The organism is Kitasatospora sp. NE20-6, from assembly GCF_045862635.1.
Genome location: NZ_BPRL01000037.1, coordinates 16,554 through 37,058, shown reverse-complemented (window position 1 = coordinate 37,058; position 20,505 = coordinate 16,554). Strand labels below are relative to the sequence as shown.

Genomic DNA, 20,505 nt, shown 5'->3' with positions numbered 1-20,505 from the left:
CCGGCCCACGTGTCCTACGGCGCCCCGTGCGGGTAATGGCAGGCCGCGACGTGGTCGACACCGGGCGCGGCCTCGACGGGCTGCGGGCTCTCGCGCTCGCAGCGGGTGCGGCGGGCGGTGTCGAGCACCGCGTGGACGGGGCAGCGGGCGCGGAAGCGGCAGCCCTCCTGGCGGACGGTCGGCGACGGCGGGTCACCGGCCAGCAGCACCCGGGTCCGGGCGCGTTCCGCGACCGGGTCGGGCAGGGGAACGGCGGAGAGCAGCGCCCGGGTGTACGGGTGGCGGGGCCGTTCGAAGACCTCGGTCACCGTGCCCGTCTCGACGGTGCGTCCGAGGTACATCACGCCGACCCGGTCGGCGAGGTGGCGGACGACCGAGAGGTCGTGCGAGACGAAGAGGTAGGCGAGGCCGAGTTCGGCCTTCAGCTGCTGCAGGAGGTTGAGGACGCCCGCCTGGACGGAGACGTCGAGGGCGGACACCGGTTCGTCCAGCACGAGCAGTTCGGGCCGGACGGCGAGCGCCCGGGCGATGGAGATCCGCTGCCGCTGGCCGCCGGAGAACTGGTGCGGGTAGCGGTCGGCGTGCTCCGGGTCCAGACCGACCTGGCGCAGGAGTTCGGGGATGCGCCGGGCGATCCGCTCACGCGGGGCGTGCTGCGCGCGGAGCGGTTCGGCGATGACGTCGCCGATCGGCATCCGCGGGTCGAGACCGGCCACCGGGTCCTGGAAGACGATCTGCAGCCGGGCGCGCAGCCGGTGCCGGGCGGCGCGGTCGAGCGCGGCGGTGTCGTGGCCGAGGAGTTCGATCCGGCCCCCCTCGGGGCGGGCCAGGCGCAGGATCTCGTAGAGGGTGGTGGACTTGCCGGAGCCGGACTCGCCGACGAGGCCGAGGGTCTCGCCGCGCCGGATGTCGAGGTCGACGCCGTCGACCGCGTACACCTCGCCGACCGTGCGTTTGAAGACGACGCCCCTGAGCCGGGGGAAGGTCTTCGTCAGGCCGCTGACGGCGAGCACCTGTTCGCGCTCGGCGCGCGGTACGGCCGGGCCGGGGGCGGGTGGTCCGGGCACCGGGTAGACGTCGCCGGGGGCCGGGGCGCGTACGGCCAGTTCCTCGGCACGGACGCAGGCGGCCGCGTGGTCGGCGGTGCCGGCCGTTCCGGCGAGCGGGGGTTCGGCGGTGCGGCAGCGGTCCTCGACGAGCGGGCAGCGCGGGGCGAACGGGCAGCCCGGCCCGCTCTCGCCGGGGGCGGGCGGTCGGCCGGGGATCGGCACGAGCGGTCCGCCGCGGCCGTCCGGCCGGGGTACGGCGCCGATCAGGCCGAGGGTGTAGGGGTGCCGCGGGTTCGCGAACAGGGCGTCCACGGGCGCGGTCTCGACGACCCGCCCGGCGTACATGACGACGACCCGGTCGGCCATGCCGGCGATGACGCCGAGGTCGTGGCTGACGAGCACGAGGGCGGCGCCGGTCTCGCGGCGGGCGGTGCGCAGCACGTCGAGCACCTGCGCCTGGATGGTGACGTCGAGGGCGGTGGTGGGTTCGTCGGCGAGGAGGATGTCGGGGCCGTTGGCGACGGCCATCGCGATCATGGCGCGCTGCCGCATGCCGCCGGAGAACTCGTGCGGGAAGCTGTCGAGGGCCTTGCCGGGCTCGGGGATGCCGACGAGGTCGAGGAGGTCGGCGGCGCGGCGGCGGGCGGTGGCCCGGTCGACGGGCTGGTGGATGCGGACGGCCTCGGCGATCTGGTCGCCGATCCGGTGCACGGGGGTGAACGCGGAGAGCGGGTCCTGGAAGACCATGGCGACCTTGCGGCCGCGGATCCGGGCGAGTTCCCGGTTGGGCAGCCCGAGGAGTTCGCGGCCCTCCAGGCGGACGGAGCCGCCGACGCGGGCGGTGCCGGGCAGCAGGCCGAGCACGGCGAGGGCGGTGACGGACTTGCCGGAGCCGGACTCGCCGACGATGCCGAGCGTCTCGCCGCGGCGCAGCTGCAGGTCGACGCCGCGGACGGCGGGCAGGGGGCCGAAGTCGACCGTGAGGTCCTGGACGTCGAGCAGGGCGGGGGTCACGGGGTGCTCCGGCGCGGTCGGCGGGACGAGGGGCGGGCGGCCCGGAGGCGTCGGGCGGGGCGGGCGGCGTCGGCGGTGGGGTCGAGGGCGTCGCGCAGCCCGTCGCCGACGAGGTTGACGGCGAGGACGAACAGCACGAGCAGGGCCGCGGCGAAGTAGAACAGCCAGGGGAAGACGGGCGCGTCGCCGGTGCCGGCGGCGAGCAGGGTGCCGAGGGAGACGTCCGGGGCGCGGACGCCGAAGCCGAAGTAGGAGAGCGCGGCCTCGCTCATGACCGCGCCGCCGACGGTGATGGTGGCGTCGATGATGAGGAAGGAGGAGACGTTCGGCAGGATGTGCCGCAGGATGATGCGGAACGGCCGGACGCCCATGAACTCGGCGGCCCGGACGAACTCGCGTTCCCGGAGGGACAGCGTCATCGAGCGGATCACCCGGGCGGTGATCATCCAGTTGAACAGCGCGAGCAGCAGGACGAACGCGAGCCAGCCGGTGCCGCGGAGCCGGGGCGAGACGATCGCGATGACGAGGAAGCCGGGGAAGATCAGCATGAGGTCGACCAGGAACATCAGCACCCGGTCCGTCCAGCCGCCGAAGTAGCCGGCGCAGGCGCCGGCGAGGGAGGCCAGCACGGTGGAGAGCAGTGCCACCAGCAGGCCGATGACCAGCGACTTCTGCAGCCCGCGGACGGTCTGCGCGAAGACGTCCTGGCCGATGCCGTTGGTGCCGAACCAGTGGTCGGCGGAGGGGGGCTGCCGGATCGCCGCGTAGTTGGGCGTGGCGTAGTCCCACGGGGTCAGGTGGGGGCCGAGGAAGGCCAGCAGGAAGAGCAGCAGCAGGATCGCGGCGCCGGTGAGCACCCCGCGGGCGGCGGCGAGGCGGCCCAGGACGAGCCGCAGCCGGCCGGCGGGGGCGGTGCCGTCGACCGGGGCGGGAGCGGCGCCGGGGAGCACGGTGGTGGTCATCAGTACCTCACCCGGGGGTCGAGCGCGGCGTTGAGCGCGTCGGCGAGGAAGCCGGCGCCCAGGACGACGACGGCGGCGAAGAGGTTGACGGCGACGACGGCGTTGATGTCCTGCTCGTTGACGGCCTGGATGAACCACTCCCCCATGCCGTGCCAGCCGAAGATGGTCTCGGTGAAGGCGGCGCCGGTGAAGATGCCGAGGAAGCTGTACGCGAACATCGTCGACATCGGGATGACCGCCGTCCGCAGGCCGTGCCGGACGAGGGCGCGGCCGCGGGTGAGGCCCTTGGCCTCCGCGGTGCGCAGGAAGTCGGATCCCAGCACGTCGAGCATGGTGGAGCGCTGGTAGCGGCTGTAGGTGGCGAGGCCGCCGAGCGCCAGCGAGAGGGTGGGCAGCAGCAGGTGGAGGGCCCAGTCGCCGAGGTGGGTGACGGGGCCGCCGGCGAGGTTCGGCGTCTCGTAGCCGGTGAACGGGACGACCTCGTGACCGGCCGCGTCCTTGGCGGCGATCGCGCCGTTCTTGAGGAACAGGGCGACGAGGAAGACCGGGGTGGAGAGCAGCACGAAGGAGAAGACCGTCAGCGCCCGGTCGGAGAACCGGTACTGCCGGACGGCGCTCCAGGCGCCGCCCGCGACGCCGAGCACCATGCCGAGCAGGCTGCCGACGAGCAGCAGCCGCAGCGAGACGCCGATGCGGCGGCCGAACTCCTCGTTGACGGAGGTGTTGTGGATGGTGCGGCCGAGGTCGGCGTGGAGCAGCAGCCCGTCGGCCCAGGTGGCGAAGCGCCGCACGACCGGGGTGCGGTCGTTGATGTTGAGCGCGGTGAGCTGCCGGTCGACGGCGGCGGCGGACGGGCGGGGCTGCTTGGCCTCGAAGTAGGCCCGCGGGCCGAGTGCGGCGCAGGAGAGCGCGTAGGCGAGGAAGACCGCGGCGGCCAGGAGGACGGCGTAGTAGCCCAGTCGCTTCGCCAGATAGCGGGTCACAGGGCACCGCCCGGGCGGTTCGTGCACCTGGTGGACATGGTCGTTCGCCTTCGCTCAAGGGGTGTTTGCAGCAGGTTCGCGCACGGTCCGGCGGCACGGTGGGGTCGTCCGTGCCGGGTCGCGGTGCGAGGCGGTTCGTCCGGGGTCGGCGAACACGCAGGTCACAGTCGATCAGACGGATACGGACGGGATGTTGCGGCCGCATTTCGTCCTGTTTCGTTTCGATCAGTTCTGAACATCGCCCCCTGGTCGCCGACCTGATCCGCTGTTACGTTCTGCCCGTCGGCACCGACTTGGCTGCCCACGTTCAAGTGCCGCCACACCTGGCGGCCGTCCGCTCTTCGAGACCCCCGAGGAACTCCCGATGGACGCAACGCTCGCCACCCGCAGAGTCGGCCGCACCGCGGCCGCCGCCGTCGCGGTGGTCCTGGCCGCCACCGCCTGCTCCGGCACCTCCGGCGGCACGGCGGACGACGTGGCGAAGACCGTCACACCCACCCGGGACGCCGAGGACAACAACCCGCAGCCCCTGGACCGGATCAAGGACGGCGGCGAGCTGCGCGAGCCGCTCCAGCAGTGGATCACCCAGTGGAACCCGTACCAGGTCGACGGCACCTACGGCGACGCCGTCGAGATCATGGGCTACGTCGAGGCGAAGCTCTTCCGCTCCGACGCCAAGGGCGTCTACCAGGCGGTGCCCGAGTACCTGGAGTCCGCGAAGGTCACCTCGACCTCCCCGCAGGTCGTGACCTACCGGCTCAACCCCAAGGCGAAGTGGTCGGACGGCAAGGCCCTCGGCTACCAGGACTTCAAGGCCGTCTGGCAGGCCTCCAACGGCAAGGACCCGGCCTACAACCTCTCCGACTCCTCCGGCTACGAGCAGATCTCCGCCGTCGAGCAGGGCGCCGACCCCACCGAGGTCAGGGTGACGTTCACCGAGCCGTACGCCGACTGGCAGAGCCTCTTCAACCCGCTGCTCCCGGCAGCGGGCATCGCCACCCCGCAGGCCTTCAACGAGGGGTGGATCGAGAAGGTCCCGATCGTCGGCGGCCCGTTCACGATCGGCACCGCGGACAAGACCGCCCAGACCATCACCCTGGTGCCGAACCCCGCCTGGTGGGGGCCGAAGCCCAAGCTCGACCGGATCACCTACCGGGTGCTGGACTCCGCCGCCATCACCCAGGCGTTCCTCAACAACGAGGTCGACTACGCCTCCGCCGGCACCGCCACCGCCTACGGGCAGCTGAAGGACTCCAAGGACGCCGCGATCCGCACCGGCACCCCCTGGGACGAGGTGCACATCTCCTTCGGCGGCAACGGCGCCCTCGCCGACCGGACGGTCCGCCAGGCACTCGGCAAGGCCCTCGACCGGGCCTCGCTCATCAAGATCGTCAACCAGGGCGTGCCCGTCGAGTTCAAGCCCCTCGACAACCACCTCTTCATGACCAACCAGAACGGCTACCGGGCCAACGCCGGCGACTGGGTCACCTACGACCCGTCCGCCGCCAAGCAGTTGCTCGACACCGCCGGCTGGAAGGACACCGGCGGCACCCGCAGCAAGGACGGCACGCCCCTGGAGCTCCACTACGTGATGAGCGACGGCTCCACCCAGGCCCAGGCCGACCTCGCCGCCGCCGTCCGGAGCATGCTGCAGCAGGTCGGCGTGAAGCTCACCGTCGACCGGGTGCCGAGCAAGGAGTACTTCTCCAAGTACATCAACGAGGGCCGCTTCGACCTCGCGAGCTGGCGCAACACCGGCTCCTTCCCCCTCTCGAAGACCGTGCCCATCTACCGCGCGCCCCAGGGCGACAACGTCTTCGGCAACTACTCCAAGCTCAGCACGCCCGAGATCGACACCCTGCTGCGCAAGGCCGCCGCCACCCTCGACCCCGCCGCGGCCGCCGAGCTCTACAACCAGGCCGACGTGAAGATCTGGGAACTCGCCCACACCGTCGAGCTCTACCAGCGCCCCAGCATCGTCGCCGTCCGCAGGGGCCTCGCCAACTTCGGCGCGGGCAGCCTCGCGGACACCGTCATCACCTCGGTCGGCTGGGAGAAGTAGGCCGGGCGGTACCGGCACGGCCGGGCGGTTACCGGCACGGCCGGGCGGTACAACTCCGCTGCACGCGAAGGCCGGTGACCGCGGGGCCGGGCCGGGAGCGCCGGGGTGGGGATTGTGCGGACACCGGTCCGGGGATAGCGTGCACACAGGTGGTGCGCCCCGGGCCGGTGTCCGGCCTGCGCACCGGCAACCCCCGCGCGGCGGGACGCACCGGGTGACGAGGTGGAGGTGACGGACGTGCAGCGAGCAGCCGGACCGTCCACGGACGGCACCCGCACGCCCCTCCACGGCGCGACCGGCGCGTACGCGCGGCGCCACATCGACCTGCAGCGCGTCGCCAGCGCCCTCTGTCCGCGCTGAGGCAGCGCCTCCGCGCGGCATCACGGTCCCTTCCGCCCCGGCACCGCCCTGCCCGGGCATCCGCACCCCCGCCGACGCCGCAGTGCGCGCCGCCCCACCCGCCGCCGATCCCTCCGGCACGCCCCGCCGCACCTCCGCGCGGGCAGGGCTGCCACTCCGACAGGAAGCGACAGGCCCATGTCCCCCTCGCGCACGCCCCTCCACCTGGCCGTCGCCCTCGACGGCGCCGGCTGGCACCCCGCGGCCTGGCGGGAGCCGGACGCCCGCCCGTCCGACCTGCTCACGGCCGGCTACTGGGCCGGCCTGGTCACCGAGGCCGAGCGGGGCCTGCTGGACTTCGTCACCCTGGAGGACGCGCTCGCCCTGCAGTCGTCCGACCCCGCCGGACCGGACGGGCGCACCGACCAGGTGCGGGGGCGGCTGGACGCCGTGCTGGTCGCCGCCCGGGTGGCCCCGCTGACCCGGCACATCGGCCTGGTGCCGACCGCGGTCGTCACGCACACCGAGCCGTTCCACCTCTCGAAGGCCGTCGCCACCCTCGACCACGTGAGCGGCGGCCGGGCCGGGGTGCGGGTGAAGGTGTCGGCCCGTGCCGACGAGACGGCGCACTTCGGCCGCCGCCCGGCGCCCGGCCTCCGCTTCGACGACCTGGGCGACCCCGCCGTGCATGCCCTGGTCACCGACCTGTTCGACGAGGCCGGCGACTACGTCGAGGTGCTGCGGCGGCTCTGGGACAGCTGGGAGGACGACGCGGAGATCCGGGACGTCGCCACCGGCCGGTTCGTCGACCGCGACAAGCTGCACCACATCGACTTCGAGGGCGCCCGGTTCAGCGTCAAGGGCCCGTCGATCACGCCGCGGCCGCCGCAGGGCCAGCCGCTCGTCACCGCCCTCGCGCACGACACGGTGCCGTACCGGCTGGTCGCCCGCTCGGCCGACCTCGGCTTCGTCACCCCCCACGACGCCGCCGGGGCGCGCGCGCAGGTCGCCGCGGTCCGGGAGGAGCAGGCCGCCGCGGGCCGCACCGGCGACACCGTGCACGTCTTCGGCGACCTCGTGGTGTTCCTCGACGACACCGCGCAGGCCGCCGCCGACCGCAGGGCCCGCCTGGACGAGCGGGCCGGCGCCGCGTACACGAGCGACGCGCACGTCTTCACCGGCACGCCCGCCGGCCTGGCCGACCTGCTGCAGGACTGGCAGCGGGCCGGGCTGACCGGCTTCCGGCTGCGGCCCGCCGCACTGCCGCACGACCTGGAGCGGATCACCCGCGGCCTCGTCCCGGAGCTGCAGCGCCGCGGCGTGTTCCGCACCTCGTACGAGGCCGGCACCCTGCGGGGACTGCTCGGCCTGCCCCGCCCGGCGAACCGGTACGCCACCGCCGCCGGGGCCGCAGCCGGAACCGTCTGACCATCCGCCGAGAGACCGTGGGGACGCCGCCGCATGAGCAAGCCCGTCAAGCAGATCCATCTCGCCGCGCACTTCCCGGGCGTGAACAACACCACCGTCTGGAGCGATCCCGCCTCCGGCAGCCAGATCGCCTTCGACTCCTTCGTGCACATGGCGCGGACCGCCGAACGCGCCCGGTTCGACTTCCTCTTCCTCGCCGAGGGGCTGCGCCTGCGTGAGCAGAACGGCGCGATCTACGACCTTGACGTCGTCGGCCGCCCCGACACCCTCACCGTGCTGGCCGCCCTCGCGGCCGTCACGGACCGGCTCGGGCTGGCCGGCACGATCAACTCCACCTTCAACGAACCGTACGAGGTGGCACGGCAGTTCGCCTCCCTCGACCACCTGTCGGCGGGCCGGGCCGCCTGGAACGTCGTCACCTCCTGGGACGAGTTCACCGGGGAGAACTTCCGGCGGGGCGGCTTCCTCGCCGAGAAGGACCGCTACCTGCGGGCCCGGCAGTTCCTCACCGCGGCCTGGGAGCTGTTCGACTCCTGGCGGGGCGACGAGATCGCCGCGGACAAGGAGGCCGGGGTGTTCCTCCGGGACGCCGACGCCGGACGGTTCGACCACCACGTCGGCGAGTTCGGCATCAGCGGCCGCTTCGACGTGCCGCGCAGCCCGCAGGGCCGGCCGGTGATCTTCCAGGCCGGCGACTCCGAGGAGGGCCGGGAGTTCGCCGCGTCCTCCGCGGACGCCATCTTCACCGGCCACGGCACCCCGGAGGCCGGCCGGGCGTTCTACGCGGACGTCAAGGGACGGCTGGCCCGGTACGGCCGCTCCCCCGACAGCCTGAAGGTCCTGCCCGCCGCCACCTTCGTCCTCGGCGACACCGACGCCGAGGCGCGGGAGAAGGCCGCGGTGATCCGGCGTCAGCAGGTCAGCGGGCAGACGGCCGTCCGGCTCCTCGAACAGCTGTGGAACCGCGACCTCAGCTCGTACGACCCCGACGGTCCGCTCCCGGCCGACGACCCGCTCGTCGGTGAGCACACCGTCGCCCGCGGCCGCGCGAGCGTGCGCATGCACCGCGACCCGGTGGCCGTCGCCCGGCAGTGGCGGGAGCTCGCCGAGGCCAAGGGCCTGTCCATCCGCGAGCTCGTCATCGAGGTGACCGGGCGCCAGTCGTTCGTCGGCACCCCCGCGCAGGTCGCCGCCGCGATCGACGAGTCCGTGCAGACCGACGCGAGCGACGGCTTCATCCTCGTGCCGCACCTGACGCCCGGCGGGCTCGACGAGTTCGCCGACACCGTCGTGCCGCTGCTGCAGGAGCGCGGCGTGTTCCGCACCGAGTACGAGGGCACCACGCTCCGCGACCACCTCGGGCTGGACGCGCCCGGCACGGCGGCGGGGGCGGGAGTGGCACCGTGAAGTTCATCGCCATCACCCTGATCGTGCACGCCCCCGACCCGGTCACCGGCGTCCGGCCGTCGACCCGCGACCGCTTCCGCGAGGTCGTCGGCAACGCGCTCCTCGCCGAGGAGCTCGGCTTCGACGGCTTCGGGGTCGGCGAACGCCACGAACGCCCCTTCATCTCCTCCTCACCGCCGGTGGTGCTCAGCCACATCGCCGCCCTCACCCGGCGCATCCGCCTCTTCACCGCGGTCACCACCCTCAGCCTGCTCGACCCGGTGCGCGCCTACGAGGACTACGCCACGCTCGACCACCTGTCGGACGGCCGGCTGGAGCTGATCATCGGCAAGGGCAACGGCACCGCGCAGCGCGACCTGTTCCACGTCACCCCCGAGGACCAGTGGGACCGCAACGCCGAGTCGTACGAGCTGTTCCGCCGGATCTGGCGGAACGACCGCGTCACGGCCACCCCGAGGTTCCGGCCCGCGCTGACCGGGGCCGAGGTGTGGCCGCGCCCGCTGCAGCAGCCCGTCCGGGTCTGGCACGGCAGTGCCACCAGCCGCGCGTCGGTCGACCTCGCGGCGCGGTACGGCGACCCGCTGTTCTCCGCCAACGTCACCCACGGCATCGGCCCGTACGCCGCGCTCGTGCGCCACTACCGGGAGCGGTGGGAGCAGCACGGGCACGACCCCGCCCTGGCCACGGTCGGTGCGGGCACCGCGGGCTACTACGCCGCCCCGACCTCGCAGCAGGCGCTCGCCGTCTACCGGCCGGTCTTCGAGGGGCAGCTCGCCCTCCAGCACCGGATGGGCCTGGAACCGGTGTTCACCACCCTGGAGGACTTCGTGGAGCGCAGCTCCGCGCTGATCGGCAGCCCGCAGCAGGTGATCGACAAGGTGCACCGCTACCACGAGCAGCTCGGGCACAGCGTGCTGCACCTGCACGCGGACGCCGGGGGGCTCACCGAGACCCGGCACCGCGACAGCCTCGAACTCTTCCAGTCGGCGATCGCCCCCGCCCTGCGGCACGGGATCCCCGACCCGCCGTGGGGCTGGGGCAGCCCGGCGGTGCCCGTACCGGCCGCCGAGCCGGCCGCCGCACCGTGAGCGCCCGCCGCGCCGGAGCGTGACCCGGATCCTGCCCCGGACCGTCACTCCCGGCGTGCACCCTGGTGCCATGAACACGAACACGGACAGCCCGCCCGCCGGCCCGGAAGGCCCGCTCGCCGGGCGGATCGCCCTCGTCGCCGGGGCCACCCGCGGCGCCGGACGGGCCCTCGCCGTCGAGCTCGGCCGCTCCGGCGCCACGGTCTACGTCACCGGTCGCACCACGCGCGACCGGGTCAGCGAGGTCGGCCGGGCCACGGAGACCGTCGAGGAGACCGCGGAGCTGGTCACGGCGGCCGGGGGCACCGGTGTCGCGGTGCCCACCGACCACCTGGACGAGGACCAGGTGCGGGCCCTCGTCGGGCGGATCGACCGCGAGCAGGGGCGGCTCGACATCCTCGTCAACGACCTCTGGGGCGGCGAGCACCTGCTCGCCGGCTCCGTCTTCGGCAAGAAGAGCTGGGAGACGCCGCTCGCCGACGGCCTGCGCATCCTGGAGCTCGGGGTGCGGTCGCACGTGATCACCGCGGCGCTCGCCCTCCCGCTGCTGATCCGCTCGGACGGCCCGCTGCACGTGGAGGTCACCGACGGCACGGCGGTCTCCAACCGGCGGTACCGCGAGAACCTCTACTACGACCTCGCCAAGAACGCGCCGATCCGGATGGCCTTCGGCCTGGGCCAGGAGCTGGCGGAGTACGGCGGCACGGCGGTCGCCGTCTCCCCGGGGTGGCTGCGGTCGGAGCAGATGCTCGCCGCGTTCGGCGTGACCGAGGACAACTGGCGCGACGCCGTCGCCCGGGAGCCGGACTTCGCCATCGCCGAGTCGCCCGCCTACCTCGCCCGCGCGGTCGCCGCGCTCGCCGCCGACCCCGGGCGGGCCGCCCGCTGGAACGGCAGGTCCACCTCCAGCGGGGAGCTCGCCCGGGTCTACGGCGTACGGGACGTGGACGGCAGCCGCCCTGACGCCTGGGCGTACCTGGAGGACGTCAGGTACGGCGGGAAGGACCGCCCGGCGGACGACTACCGCTGACGCCGCGCGGCGACCGGCCGGCGCGCGGCCTGCGCACGGTCAGGCCGCGCCGATCCGCAGGGTGTGCGCGAGCGCGGCGACGGGGTCCGCCGGCCTCGCCGGGTCGGCGCAGCGTCCGGCCGCACGCCGGAAGGACGCGAGCCGCTCCGGGCCGAGGTTCCCCTGGAACGCGGGGAGGCGGTGCAGCCGCCGGACGTACGCCCGCAGCCGGTCGTAGCCGTCCAGGAGGCCCGCCGCGCCGGTGTCCGGGCGGGGCCCGAGCCCGCCGCCCAGCCGGACGAGGGCCACCCACAGGTCCACGTCGGCGGCGGTCGGCCGGCCGCCGAGGGCGTAGGGTGCCGCGTCGAGCCGGCCGTCGAGCAGGGCCAGCGCCCGGTGCTGCGCCTCCGGCGGGGCGTCGCCGGACAGGGCCTCGTCGAGGAGGGCGCGGAGGGCGTCGATGTCGTCGGCCAGGGCGGCCGGGCGCAGGTCGGGGAGGTCGTCCCGGGCCGGGTCGGCCAGGTGCTCGGCGAGGTCGCGGAGGATGTCGGGGGTGTGGTTGCTGACGACGCGTCCGCTCCACCGGTCGCAGAGCGCGGGCACGGTGAGCGGGCCGTCGTAGTGGTGCAGGGTCGCCTCGTAGGCCAGGCGCAGCGGTCCGTCGGCGGCGGGGGCGCCGGTGCCGGTGTCGGTGCCGGTGTCGGTGTCGGTGTCGGTGTCGGTGCCGGTGTCGGTGCCGGTGCGGGGGGTGAGGACGGTGGTGGTGACCGCTGCCCCGAGGTCGAGCAGGTCGAGGGTGATGGCGACGCGCAGGGAGTCCGGACAGTCCGGACAGAGGTACACCTGGTACCGGTGCGGGGCGGGGTAGAAGCCCCCGGCGCGCTGGACGCCGATGCGGCTGCGGAAGGCGGGGTCGGTGGCCGCGGCCCGCAGCGCGGACGGGACGGGCTGCGGCAGGCACGGCACCGACGGGGCGGGGGCGGGCAGGTTCGACTCGGGCATGGCTCTCCCTGGGAGTGGTGGAACCACGGCGGCCCGTTCCGGCACGGAGGCAGGCGGGAGGACACCCGTCGGCCCCCGGCCGCACCGGCTCCGTGGCCCGGTGCGGGCGGACGCGCGATGGCCGGGATCAGGCGGCCGGGCCGCGGGCGCTGCAGACGCGCAGCAGGTCGATGTGCAGGCGCCTGGTGAGGACGCAGGGCCGGTGCCCGGCGGCGCGGCGCAGCGGCAGGCGGGTGTTCTCCCGCTGCCTGTCGCTGCTGGCCATGTCCACCGGTCCGATCGTCGGGGCCCGCCGGACGCGGGGCCGCGCTTGCCCCGCCGCGTCGGCGGAGCCCGGTCGTCACCCGGGGCACCCCGTCGCGGTGGAAGGGTTGCCCGTCAGCGGGCCGGGGCCGATGACCCGCCCGGGCAGGAGTCCTGCACGGTGGGGCGCTGACTGTCGTGACCGTCCCCAGCAGTGTGGTGGAGCACTGCTGGGCCGTCAAGAACACTGGCCGGTAGGCCCGTACGGGTCCGGCGCCGCGCTGCCGGGGCCGTGCCCGTCCGCTGCGCGACGACGGCCGGCCCGGACGCGGGACGGGCCGCGACCGGGCCGTCAGGAGGTCAGTTCGCCGATCAGGGCGGCCACCTGCTCCGTCTCGATCAGGAACCCGTCGTGGCCGTAGGGGGACTCGATCACCCGGGTCGTGTCCGCCCCGGGGAGGCCGGCGGCGAGTTCCCGCTGCTGGTCCAGCGGGTACAGCCGGTCGGAGTCGACCCCTGCCACCAGCGTCCTGGCCGTGGCCCGGCGCAGGGCGGCCCTCGTCCCGCCCCGGCCGCGGCCGATGTCGTGGCTGTTCATGGCCTCGGTCAGCACGACGTAGCTGGCGGCGTCGAACCTGCGCGCCAACTTGGCCGCGTGGTGGTCGAGGTACGACTCCACCTGGTACCGGCCGCCGCGCCACGGGTCCTCGTCCCCCTGTGCCGTCCGGCCGAAGCGGCTGCGCAGCTCGGGCTCGGCCCGGTAGGTCACCTGGGCGAGGCGGCGTGCCAGGCCCAGCCCGGCGTGCGGCCCGCGGCCGGGCCCGCGGTCGTGGTAGTCGCCGCCGGTCCAGTGCGGGTCGGAGCGGACGGCCCGCAGCTGGATGCCCGCCCAGGCGATCTGCTCGGCGCTCGCCGCCGCGGGGCAGGCGAGGAGGAGCAGTGCCCGTGTGCGGTCCGGACGGGAGACGGCCCACTCCAGGGCGCGCATGCCCCCCATGGAGCCGCCGATCACCAGGGCCCAGTGGCCGATGCCCAGTTCGTCGGCCAGCCCGGCTTCCAGCCGCACCTGGTCGCGCTGGGTCAGGAACGGGAAGGAGCCGCCCCAGCGGCGGCCGTCCGGCCGCCGGGAGGAGGGACCGGTGCTGCCCTGGCAGCCGCCCAGGACGTTGGGCGCGACCACGAACCAGCGATCGGTGTCCAGGGCCCGCCCCGGGCCGATCAGGCCGTCCCACCAGCCGGGTGTCGGGTGTCCGGGGCCGTTCGGGCCGACGACGTGGCTGTCACCGGTAAGGGCGTGCAGGACGAGCACCGCGTTGGAGGCGTCCGGTGCGAGCCGGCCCCACGTCTCGTACGCGAGCCGCGCGCCCGGCAGTTCCCCGCCGGCTTCGAGGGGCAGTGCCTGCTCCCGTACGTGCCATTGCCTGCGGCCGGGCGGGTCGCCCTCCTGCCAGGCCCCGGTGGCCGGCGGGAGGGGGACCGTGGCCGGCGGTGCGGCGGTCAGGAGGCGCCCTTCGCGGCGCGGAAGCCCGTCTCCAGGTCCGCCTTGAGGTCGGCGATGTGCTCCAGGCCGACCGACAGGCGGACGAGGCCCGGGGAGACGCCGGTGGCGGCCAGCTGTTCCGCGTCGAGCTGGCTGTGGGTGGTGGACGCCGGGTGGATGATCAGGCTCCGGACGTCGCCGATGTTCGCGAGGTGGCTGAACAGTTCGACCCCGTCGACGAAACGCCGGCCCGCCTCGACCCCGTCGCGGAGCTCGAACGCGAGCACCGCCCCCGCCCCGCGCGGCAGGTAGCGCCGGCCGGCCTCGTACCACCGGTTCGACGGCAGGCCGGGGTAGTGGACGGCGGCGACCTCGTCCCGCTGCTCCAGCCACTCCGCAAGTTCCCGGGCGTTGGCCGAGTGCCGGTCGATGCGCAGCGACAGCGTCTCCACGCCCTGCAGCAGCAGGAAGGCGGAGTGCGGGGCGAGGGCCGGGCCCAGGTCGCGCAGCAGTTGCACGCGCAGCTTGGCCGCGAAGGCGCCCGGGCCGAGGGCCGGCCAGTAGCGGAGGCCGTGGTAGCTCGGGTCGGGCTCGTCGAAGTCGGGGAACCGCTCGGCGTGGGCCCCGAAGTCGAAGGTGCCGCCGTCGACCACCACCCCGGCGACCGTGGTGCCGTGCCCCCCGAGGAACTTCGTCGCCGAGTGGACGACGACGTCGGCACCGTGCTCGATCGGCCGGAGCAGGTACGGGGTGGGCACGGTGTTGTCGACGATGAGCGGCACGCCGGCGGCGTGGGCCACGTCGGCGACGGCGCGGACGTCCAGGACGTTGCCGCGGGGGTTGCCCAGGGTCTCGGCGAACAGCGCCTTGGTCTGCGGCCGGATCGCCGCACGCCAGGCGTCGAGGTCGTCCGGGTCGTCGACGAAGGACACCTCGATGCCGAACTTCGGCAGGGTGTGCCGGAAGAGGTTGTAGGTGCCGCCGTACAGCGAGGCGCTGGAGACGATGTGGTCGCCGGCGCGGGCGACCGTCAGGATCGCGAGCGTCTCCGCGGCCTGCCCCGAGGCCAGCGCGACGGCGGCGACCCCGCCCTCCAGCGCCGCGACGCGCTGTTCGAAGACGTCCTGGGTGGGGTTGTGGATGCGGGTGTAGATGTTGCCCGGCTCGGCCAGCGAGAAGAGGTCGGCGGCGTGCTGGGTGTCGCGGAAGACGAACGAGGTGGTCTGGTAGATCGGCACGGCGCGGGCACCGGTCGTCGGGTCCGGGACGGCGCCCGCGTGGATCTGCTTGGTCTCGAACGACCAGGCCGGGGTTCCGGCCCCCGGGTCGTGCTCGGGGGTGTGGCCTGCGGTGACGGAGTCGAGCGGCTGGCTCATGGTTCTCCCTGGGAGCGGGGGTGAACGCCTGGCGCCGGAGGACAGGGGTGCCGTACGGCGTGCCGGGGGCACGGCGGGCGGGTTGCGCGGTCCGGCGCGGGCGGGAGACGGCGGCGGGGCGGCGCGCGACGGCGGGGGACGGCCTGCGGGGCCGGCCCGGTGTCATGGCACCGGGCGCACGGCTTCGGCTCGTCCGGAGGGCGGCGTCAGCGCGCCGCGGAACACGCCGTGCTGGTGACGCGCACGTAGTCCACGTGTCGGCGGGTCACGAGAACGGTCATGGGGCCAGGTAACCACAGTCGCGCGCCGGAGTACCAGCACCGTTCCGGAATGTCACCGCTCCGGGTCCGGCCCGGGGAGGGCGGTGTGCCGGTCCGTCAGTCCCGGCGGGGCCGGCGGCGGCGGGCGGTGCCGTAGGCGCGCAGGAAGGTGTCCACGCCGGTGCGGACGGCGGCGTCGAGGTCGGCGCGGTCGACCGGGCGCGTGCCGAGCGCGGACAGGCCCGGGAGGTTGCCGGAGACCAGGGCCATGAACTGGGTGGCCGCCACCGCGGGGTCGTCGAGGTCGAGGTGGCCGCGGTTGGCCAGGCCGGCGAGCCGGCCGCAGAGGACGTCCAGCACCGGCCGGGAGCCCCGGGCCACCACCTGGTCGTAGAGGTCGGGCAGCCGGGCCGCCTCGGCGTAGAGCAGTCGCTGCAGGCCCCAGCCCTCGTCGCCGAGTTGGCACTCGACGACCCGGTGGGCGACCCGCTCCAGCTCGGCCGCGAGGTCCTGGCCGTCGTCGGGGAGGCTCGCGAGGGCGGCGACGATGCGGGTGGAGGTGCGCTCGGCGCCGTCCCGCATCACGACGCGGAACAGGTTCTCCTTGTCCCCGAAGTGGTTGTAGACCGTGGGTTTGGCCACGCCTGCCGCCGCCGCGATGGCGTCGATGCCGGCCTGTGCGTAGCCCTCGCGGGTGAACACCTTGACGGCGGCTTCGAGGATGGCGCTGCGCTTGTCGATCCGGCCCCGTCCGGCAGTCGGCCGTTCACTTTCGGTCACATCCCCACGGTAGCGCACAGGTTGCTGATACAACTCATCTGAACCAGTGAGTTCACTTTGCAGCCGTGGATCGCACGGCGGCCCCGACCGGAAGAAGGTCCGGACCCATGCAGGACATCTCCCCCCGGCTCGACCCGGAACTGCTGGACGGCTACCTCTCCCCCGTCCCCGGCATGGCCGGACTGCGGCCCGGCGCGGCCGCGCCCCGGCGGGAGGATCTGGTGGTGCACGACCCCCAGGACCCGGACGCCCCACCGGTGCCCGTACGGATCTACCGGCCCTCCGCCCCCGGCCCGGACCGGCCCGCAGTGCTGTTCGTGCACGGCGGCGGCTTCACCGCGGGCGAGCGCCTGGAGTGGTTCGATCCGCTGTGCGACCTGTACGCCGAGGGCGCGGGGGCGGTGGTGGTCTCGGTCGGCTACCGGCTCGCACCCCTGCACCCCTACCCCGCCGCACAGCAGGACTGCCGGACGGCGCTGCGCTGGCTGCGGGTCCACGGCGGCCGGGCGGGGGCGGACGGCACCCGGGTCGCGGTGGCGGGCAGCAGTTCGGGGGCGGCGGTCGCGGCCGGGCTGGTACTGGCGCTGCGCGACACCGGCGACCCGCTGCCGCGCCTGCTGCTGCTGCACGCCCCCGTCCTGGACGACCGGCACTCGACGCCGTCCAGCCGGCTCGTCCTGGACCCCCGCACCTGGAACCGGCAGTCCTCGCTGGCCGGCTGGGGCGCCTACCTCGCCCCGCTGCCGCCCGGCCATCCGGAGGTTCCCGCCCACGCCGCGCCGGCCAGGGCGGCCGACCTGGCGGGACTGCCCCCGGTCCACCTCTCGGTCGGGGACCTGGAACTGGCCCGGGACGAGGTGATCGGCTTCGGACTGCGGCTGGCCCGGGCCGGTGTGCCGCTGGAGCTGCACGTGTTCCCCGGGGCGTACCACGGCTTCGACGTCAAGGACCCGCAGGCGTCGGTGAGCCGGCATTCACTGGCCCTGCAGGTCGACGCGCTGCGCCGGGCACTGGGGCCCGCCGGGACGACAGATATTGAACCCACGAGTTCAATCTGATTAACTGTCAAGGTCAGAAGACGGTGGTGCAGACGGCCCACCGCAACCACTGACGGACCGTCGACGCTCCGGTTCCGGAGCCCTGATCCGAGGAGTACGGGTGTCCGCCTGCCGTGGCCTGCCAGGCGTGCGCGTGCTGCTGGCCACCACCCGCCGGGCGATCGACCTCTCCCGTACCGCCGGCGCGCTGTGTCCCCCGCCGCGTCGAGCCGCCTCACCGCACCGCTCTCCCTGACGGGCGGGGTGCGGCGGCCTTCGCGGCGATCCCCGACACGCCACCCGGCGGCCGCGGCCGCCGTCCCCGCGCCCCGGAAAGAGCCTCCACCATGCCCACGCACCACCCCGCCGCCGCGACGACCGCCGCCGACTCCGGAGGGGCCCGCGGCACCGCCCGCCCCCCGCGGTCCGCCCCCGGACCGGGCGCCACGATCATCGCCCTCGCCGCCCTGCTGCCGCTCGCCGCCTGCTCGGGCGGATCCCCGGCGGGCAGCGCCGACGCCGGGGGCCCGCCGGTCACCGGCGGCACCCTCACCCTCGCCGTCCCCTACGGCCCGACCTGCCTCGACCCCCACCAGGGCCAGGCCGACGCGCTCTTCTCCCGGGCACTGCTGGACTCGCTGGTCCGGCAGGACGACAAGGGCGGGGTCCACCCGTGGCTGGCGAAGTCCTGGAAGGTGTCCGAGGACCGGCGGACCTACACCTTCGCCCTGCGCCCAGGGGTCACCTTCAGCGACGGCACGCCCTTCGACGCCGCCGCCGTCAAGGCCAACCTGGACCACGTGGTGGCCCCCGCCACCAAGTCCGCGGGCGCCGCCCAGCTGATCGAGAACTACCGCGAGGCGCGGGTGGTCGACGACCTCACCGTGGCGGTCACCCTCTCCGCCCCCGCCTCCTCCTTCCTCTCCGGCCTGGCCTCGCCCGGCCTGGGCATCGAATCCCCCCGGACACTGACCGGCGACCCCAAGGCGCTCTGCTCGAAGATCGTCGGCACCGGACCGTTCACCAGCGACGGCGGGTTCGTCCCGCAGCAGGGCATCTCCTACCGGCGCCGCGCCGGCTACGCCTGGGCTCCCGAGGGCGCCGCCAACCAGGGCGAGGCCCGCCTCGACGGACTGACCGTGCGCGTCGTGCCCGAGAACTCCTCCCGGCTGGGCGCGCTGACGAGTGGTCAGGCGGACGCCGCCTCGGCGATCGCGCCGGTCGGCGTCGCACGGCTGAAGGGCGACCCCGCGTTCGCCGTGCAGCGTGCGATCGCCCCGGGCGTGCCGTTCAGCTACAACCCGAACACCGAGAAGGGCGCGCTGAAGGACGTCCGGCTGCGCAGGGCGCTGCGCGCCGGGATCGACTGGCCGCTGATCGTCGAGAAGCTCTACTTCGGGGTGTACCCCGCCGCCCGGGGCCCGCTCTCCCCCACCACGCCCGGCTACGCCCCGGCCGCCGCCGACCGGTACGGGTACGACCCGGCGGCGGCCGCCGCGCTGCTCGACGAGGCCGGCTGGACCACCCGCGACGCGGAGAACTACCGCACCAGGGACGGCAGGCGCCTGACCCTGGACTTCCTGTACGTCGGGGACTACTTCGGACCGCACGTCGCCCTGGCCACCCAGATCCAGGCCGCCGCGAAGCAGCTCGGCATCGAACTGCGCAACCACAACCTGGACGCCGGCACCTACGTCGGGCGCGTCCTCGCGGGCGACTACGACCTGCTCAACAGCAGCGCCACCAGCCCCTCGCCGGACGCCCTGCGCCTCGTCTTCGGCAGCGGCCACGTCCCCACGACCAAGATCGACAACAACGCCGCCCGCTACCGCGACCCCGGGGTCGACGCGAAGCTCGCCGAGGCGCTGTCCGCGGGCGACGTGCAGAGGCAGGACGCGCTCTACACCGAGGTGCAGCAGAAGGTCACCGACGACGCCGCGATCCTGCCGCTGTTCACCAACACGTACGTCCTGGGCACCTCGGCCCGGGTCCACGGGGTCGTGTTCGAACAGCAGAGCTTCCCGAACTTCGCCGACGCCTGGCTGTCGAAGTGATCGGCGCCGCCGCCCGCAGGCTGGCCGGCTCCGTCCTGGTGCTGTGGGGCGCCGTGACGGTCACCTTCCTCGCGCTCCACCTCACCTCCGGCGACCCCGTCGACCTGATCACCGGTCTGCGCGCGAGCAGCGACCAGCTGCGCGCCGAGATCGTCCGGGAGTACGGCCTCGACCGCCCCCTGCCGCTGCAGTACCTGACCTACCTGGGCCACATCCTCCAGGGCGACCTCGGCCACTCGTACGTGCTGCACCTGCCGGTGCGCACCGCGATCGGGCAGCAGCTCGGCGCCACCCTGGCGCTCCTCGCCGCCACCGTGGTGACGACCCTCGTGGTCTCCGTGCCCGCAGCCCTGCTCGGGGCAGGCCGCCGGCCGTGGGTGCGCACCCCGGTCTCGCTGCTGGAGGGCCTGGGCGTGGCCGTGCCGGCGTTCTGGCTGGGCACCCTGCTGCTCGGGGTGTTCTCGTTCAGGCTCCGGTGGTTCCCCGCGCTCGGCACCCCGGGCGTCGAGGGCCTGGTGCTGCCCGCGCTCGCCCTGGCGGCCGCACCGGCCGCGGTGATCACCCGGGTGCTCCGCCGGGGGCTGGAGCAGACCCTGGACGAACCCTTCGTCACCACCGCCCGCACGCGCGGCATCGGCGAGGCCGCCGTACGGCTGCGGCACGCCCTGCGGCACGGACTGCTCCCCGTGACGACGCTCGTCGGCTGGCTCACCGGCTCGCTGATCGGCGGGGCGGTGGTGATCGAGTCGGTGTTCTCCCGGCAGGGCCTCGGCACGCTCGCCGTCTCCGCCGTCCGCAGCAAGGACCTGCCGCTGGTCATCGGCGTCGTGCTGGTGGCCGGCCTGGTCTGCACCGTCGTCAACACCGCCGTCGACCTGTCGTACCGCCTGATCGACCCACGGCTGCGCAGCCGGGAAACCTGAGGAGAGACC

General features: G+C 74.5%; 17 protein-coding genes and 1 riboswitch. Of the genes, 9 read left to right on the top strand and 8 right to left on the bottom strand.

Going from position 1 to position 20,505, the window contains the following annotated elements; all coding sequences use genetic code 11:
• Positions 1-14: 14 nt before the first annotated feature.
• From SNE206_RS23810 to SNE206_RS23800, 3 genes are read right to left on the bottom strand one after another with little or no spacing between them, the layout of a single operon-like run.
• Entirely contained in the window at positions 15-2,063 is a 2,049-nt protein-coding gene (locus SNE206_RS23810; RefSeq protein ID WP_407915525.1) for a dipeptide ABC transporter ATP-binding protein, read from the bottom strand.
• Complete coding sequence (locus SNE206_RS23805; RefSeq protein ID WP_407915524.1) at positions 2,060-3,025, bottom strand: ABC transporter permease; 966 nt, start codon at positions 3,023-3,025, stop codon at positions 2,060-2,062. The genes SNE206_RS23810 and SNE206_RS23805 overlap by 4 nt, the downstream gene beginning before the upstream one ends.
• Positions 3,025-4,008 carry an ABC transporter permease gene (locus SNE206_RS23800; protein WP_407915523.1) on the bottom strand — a complete coding sequence of 328 codons (984 nt, stop codon included), beginning with the start codon at positions 4,006-4,008 and terminating at the stop codon, positions 3,025-3,027. The genes SNE206_RS23805 and SNE206_RS23800 overlap by 1 nt, the downstream gene beginning before the upstream one ends.
• A gap of 364 nt (positions 4,009-4,372) precedes the next feature.
• Between SNE206_RS23800 and SNE206_RS23795 the strand changes: the two genes are divergently transcribed.
• The 6 genes from SNE206_RS23795 (at position 4,373) to SNE206_RS23770 (ending at position 11,362) form a co-directional block, all read left to right on the top strand.
• Positions 4,373-6,070 carry an ABC transporter family substrate-binding protein gene (locus tag SNE206_RS23795; RefSeq protein WP_407915522.1) on the top strand — a complete coding sequence of 566 codons (1,698 nt, stop codon included), beginning with the start codon at positions 4,373-4,375 and terminating at the stop codon, positions 6,068-6,070.
• Between the two features lie 237 nt (positions 6,071-6,307).
• Complete coding sequence (locus SNE206_RS23790; RefSeq protein ID WP_407915521.1) at positions 6,308-6,430, top strand: putative leader peptide; 123 nt, start codon at positions 6,308-6,310, stop codon at positions 6,428-6,430.
• Between the two features lie 177 nt (positions 6,431-6,607).
• Entirely contained in the window at positions 6,608-7,837 is a 1,230-nt protein-coding gene (locus SNE206_RS23785) for an LLM class flavin-dependent oxidoreductase (protein WP_407915520.1), read from the top strand.
• Positions 7,838-7,870: 33 nt separating this feature from the next.
• Entirely contained in the window at positions 7,871-9,244 is a 1,374-nt protein-coding gene (locus SNE206_RS23780) for an NtaA/DmoA family FMN-dependent monooxygenase (protein ID WP_407915519.1), read from the top strand.
• A complete protein-coding gene (locus SNE206_RS23775; protein ID WP_407915518.1) occupies positions 9,241-10,332 on the top strand; it encodes an LLM class flavin-dependent oxidoreductase in 1,092 nt (363 codons plus the stop codon). Before SNE206_RS23780 ends, SNE206_RS23775 begins: the two co-directional genes overlap by 4 nt.
• 70 nt (positions 10,333-10,402) lie before the next feature.
• Entirely contained in the window at positions 10,403-11,362 is a 960-nt protein-coding gene (locus tag SNE206_RS23770) for an SDR family oxidoreductase (RefSeq protein ID WP_407915517.1), read from the top strand.
• A 39-nt stretch (positions 11,363-11,401) separates the two neighbouring features.
• On the opposite strand, the gene SNE206_RS23765 is transcribed toward SNE206_RS23770, so the two are convergent.
• The 5 genes from SNE206_RS23765 to SNE206_RS23745 form a co-directional block, all read right to left on the bottom strand.
• Positions 11,402-12,343, bottom strand: a complete 942-nt coding sequence (locus SNE206_RS23765; RefSeq protein ID WP_407915516.1) for a glutathione S-transferase C-terminal domain-containing protein — start codon at positions 12,341-12,343, stop codon at positions 11,402-11,404.
• Positions 12,344-12,470: 127 nt separating this feature from the next.
• Positions 12,471-12,608, bottom strand: coding sequence for a hypothetical protein (locus SNE206_RS23760; RefSeq protein ID WP_407915515.1), 138 nt, complete (start codon positions 12,606-12,608; stop codon positions 12,471-12,473).
• A 36-nt stretch (positions 12,609-12,644) separates the two neighbouring features.
• A riboswitch (SAM riboswitch) is annotated at positions 12,645-12,790 on the bottom strand.
• Positions 12,791-12,938: 148 nt separating this feature from the next.
• The gene (locus SNE206_RS23755) at positions 12,939-14,087 is read right to left on the bottom strand and encodes a homoserine O-acetyltransferase (protein WP_407915614.1); all 1,149 of its coding nucleotides are present in this window, start codon (positions 14,085-14,087) and stop codon (positions 12,939-12,941) included.
• Positions 14,084-15,442 carry a bifunctional o-acetylhomoserine/o-acetylserine sulfhydrylase gene (locus SNE206_RS23750; RefSeq protein WP_407915514.1) on the bottom strand — a complete coding sequence of 453 codons (1,359 nt, stop codon included), beginning with the start codon at positions 15,440-15,442 and terminating at the stop codon, positions 14,084-14,086. The genes SNE206_RS23755 and SNE206_RS23750 overlap by 4 nt, the downstream gene beginning before the upstream one ends.
• A 377-nt stretch (positions 15,443-15,819) precedes the next feature.
• The gene (locus SNE206_RS23745; protein WP_407915513.1) at positions 15,820-16,482 is read right to left on the bottom strand and encodes a TetR/AcrR family transcriptional regulator C-terminal domain-containing protein; all 663 of its coding nucleotides are present in this window, start codon (positions 16,480-16,482) and stop codon (positions 15,820-15,822) included.
• Between the two features lie 107 nt (positions 16,483-16,589).
• Between SNE206_RS23745 and SNE206_RS23740 the strand changes: the two genes are divergently transcribed.
• The 3 genes from SNE206_RS23740 to SNE206_RS23730 all read left to right on the top strand — a co-directional run bounded on the left by SNE206_RS23740 (position 16,590) and on the right by SNE206_RS23730 (position 20,496).
• Positions 16,590-17,540: an alpha/beta hydrolase gene (locus SNE206_RS23740; protein ID WP_407915512.1), complete on the top strand. Its 951-nt coding sequence runs from the start codon at positions 16,590-16,592 to the stop codon at positions 17,538-17,540.
• Between the two features lie 326 nt (positions 17,541-17,866).
• On the top strand, positions 17,867-19,573 hold the full coding sequence (locus tag SNE206_RS23735) for an ABC transporter substrate-binding protein (RefSeq protein WP_407915511.1): 1,707 nt from the start codon (positions 17,867-17,869) through the stop codon (positions 19,571-19,573).
• Complete coding sequence (locus SNE206_RS23730; RefSeq protein WP_407915510.1) at positions 19,570-20,496, top strand: ABC transporter permease; 927 nt, start codon at positions 19,570-19,572, stop codon at positions 20,494-20,496. The genes SNE206_RS23735 and SNE206_RS23730 overlap by 4 nt, the downstream gene beginning before the upstream one ends.
• Positions 20,497-20,505: the final 9 nt, after the last annotated feature.

Bases quoted from the DNA above. Each gene is read 5' to 3' on its own strand.
- SNE206_RS23780 (WP_407915519.1), top strand. From the start codon at position 7,871: ATGAGCAAGCCCGTCAAGCAGATCCATCTCGCCGCGCACTTCCCGGGC.
- SNE206_RS23785 (WP_407915520.1), top strand. From the start codon at position 6,608: ATGTCCCCCTCGCGCACGCCCCTCCACCTGGCCGTCGCCCTCGACGGC.
- SNE206_RS23750 (WP_407915514.1), bottom strand. From the start codon at position 15,442: ATGAGCCAGCCGCTCGACTCCGTCACCGCAGGCCACACCCCCGAGCAC.
- SNE206_RS23735 (WP_407915511.1), top strand. From the start codon at position 17,867: ATGCCCACGCACCACCCCGCCGCCGCGACGACCGCCGCCGACTCCGGA.
- SNE206_RS23760 (WP_407915515.1), bottom strand. From the start codon at position 12,608: ATGGCCAGCAGCGACAGGCAGCGGGAGAACACCCGCCTGCCGCTGCGC.
- SNE206_RS23805 (WP_407915524.1), bottom strand. From the start codon at position 3,025: ATGACCACCACCGTGCTCCCCGGCGCCGCTCCCGCCCCGGTCGACGGC.
- SNE206_RS23795 (WP_407915522.1), top strand. From the start codon at position 4,373: ATGGACGCAACGCTCGCCACCCGCAGAGTCGGCCGCACCGCGGCCGCC.
- SNE206_RS23770 (WP_407915517.1), top strand. From the start codon at position 10,403: ATGAACACGAACACGGACAGCCCGCCCGCCGGCCCGGAAGGCCCGCTC.
- SNE206_RS23740 (WP_407915512.1), top strand. From the start codon at position 16,590: ATGCAGGACATCTCCCCCCGGCTCGACCCGGAACTGCTGGACGGCTAC.
- SNE206_RS23765 (WP_407915516.1), bottom strand. From the start codon at position 12,343: ATGCCCGAGTCGAACCTGCCCGCCCCCGCCCCGTCGGTGCCGTGCCTG.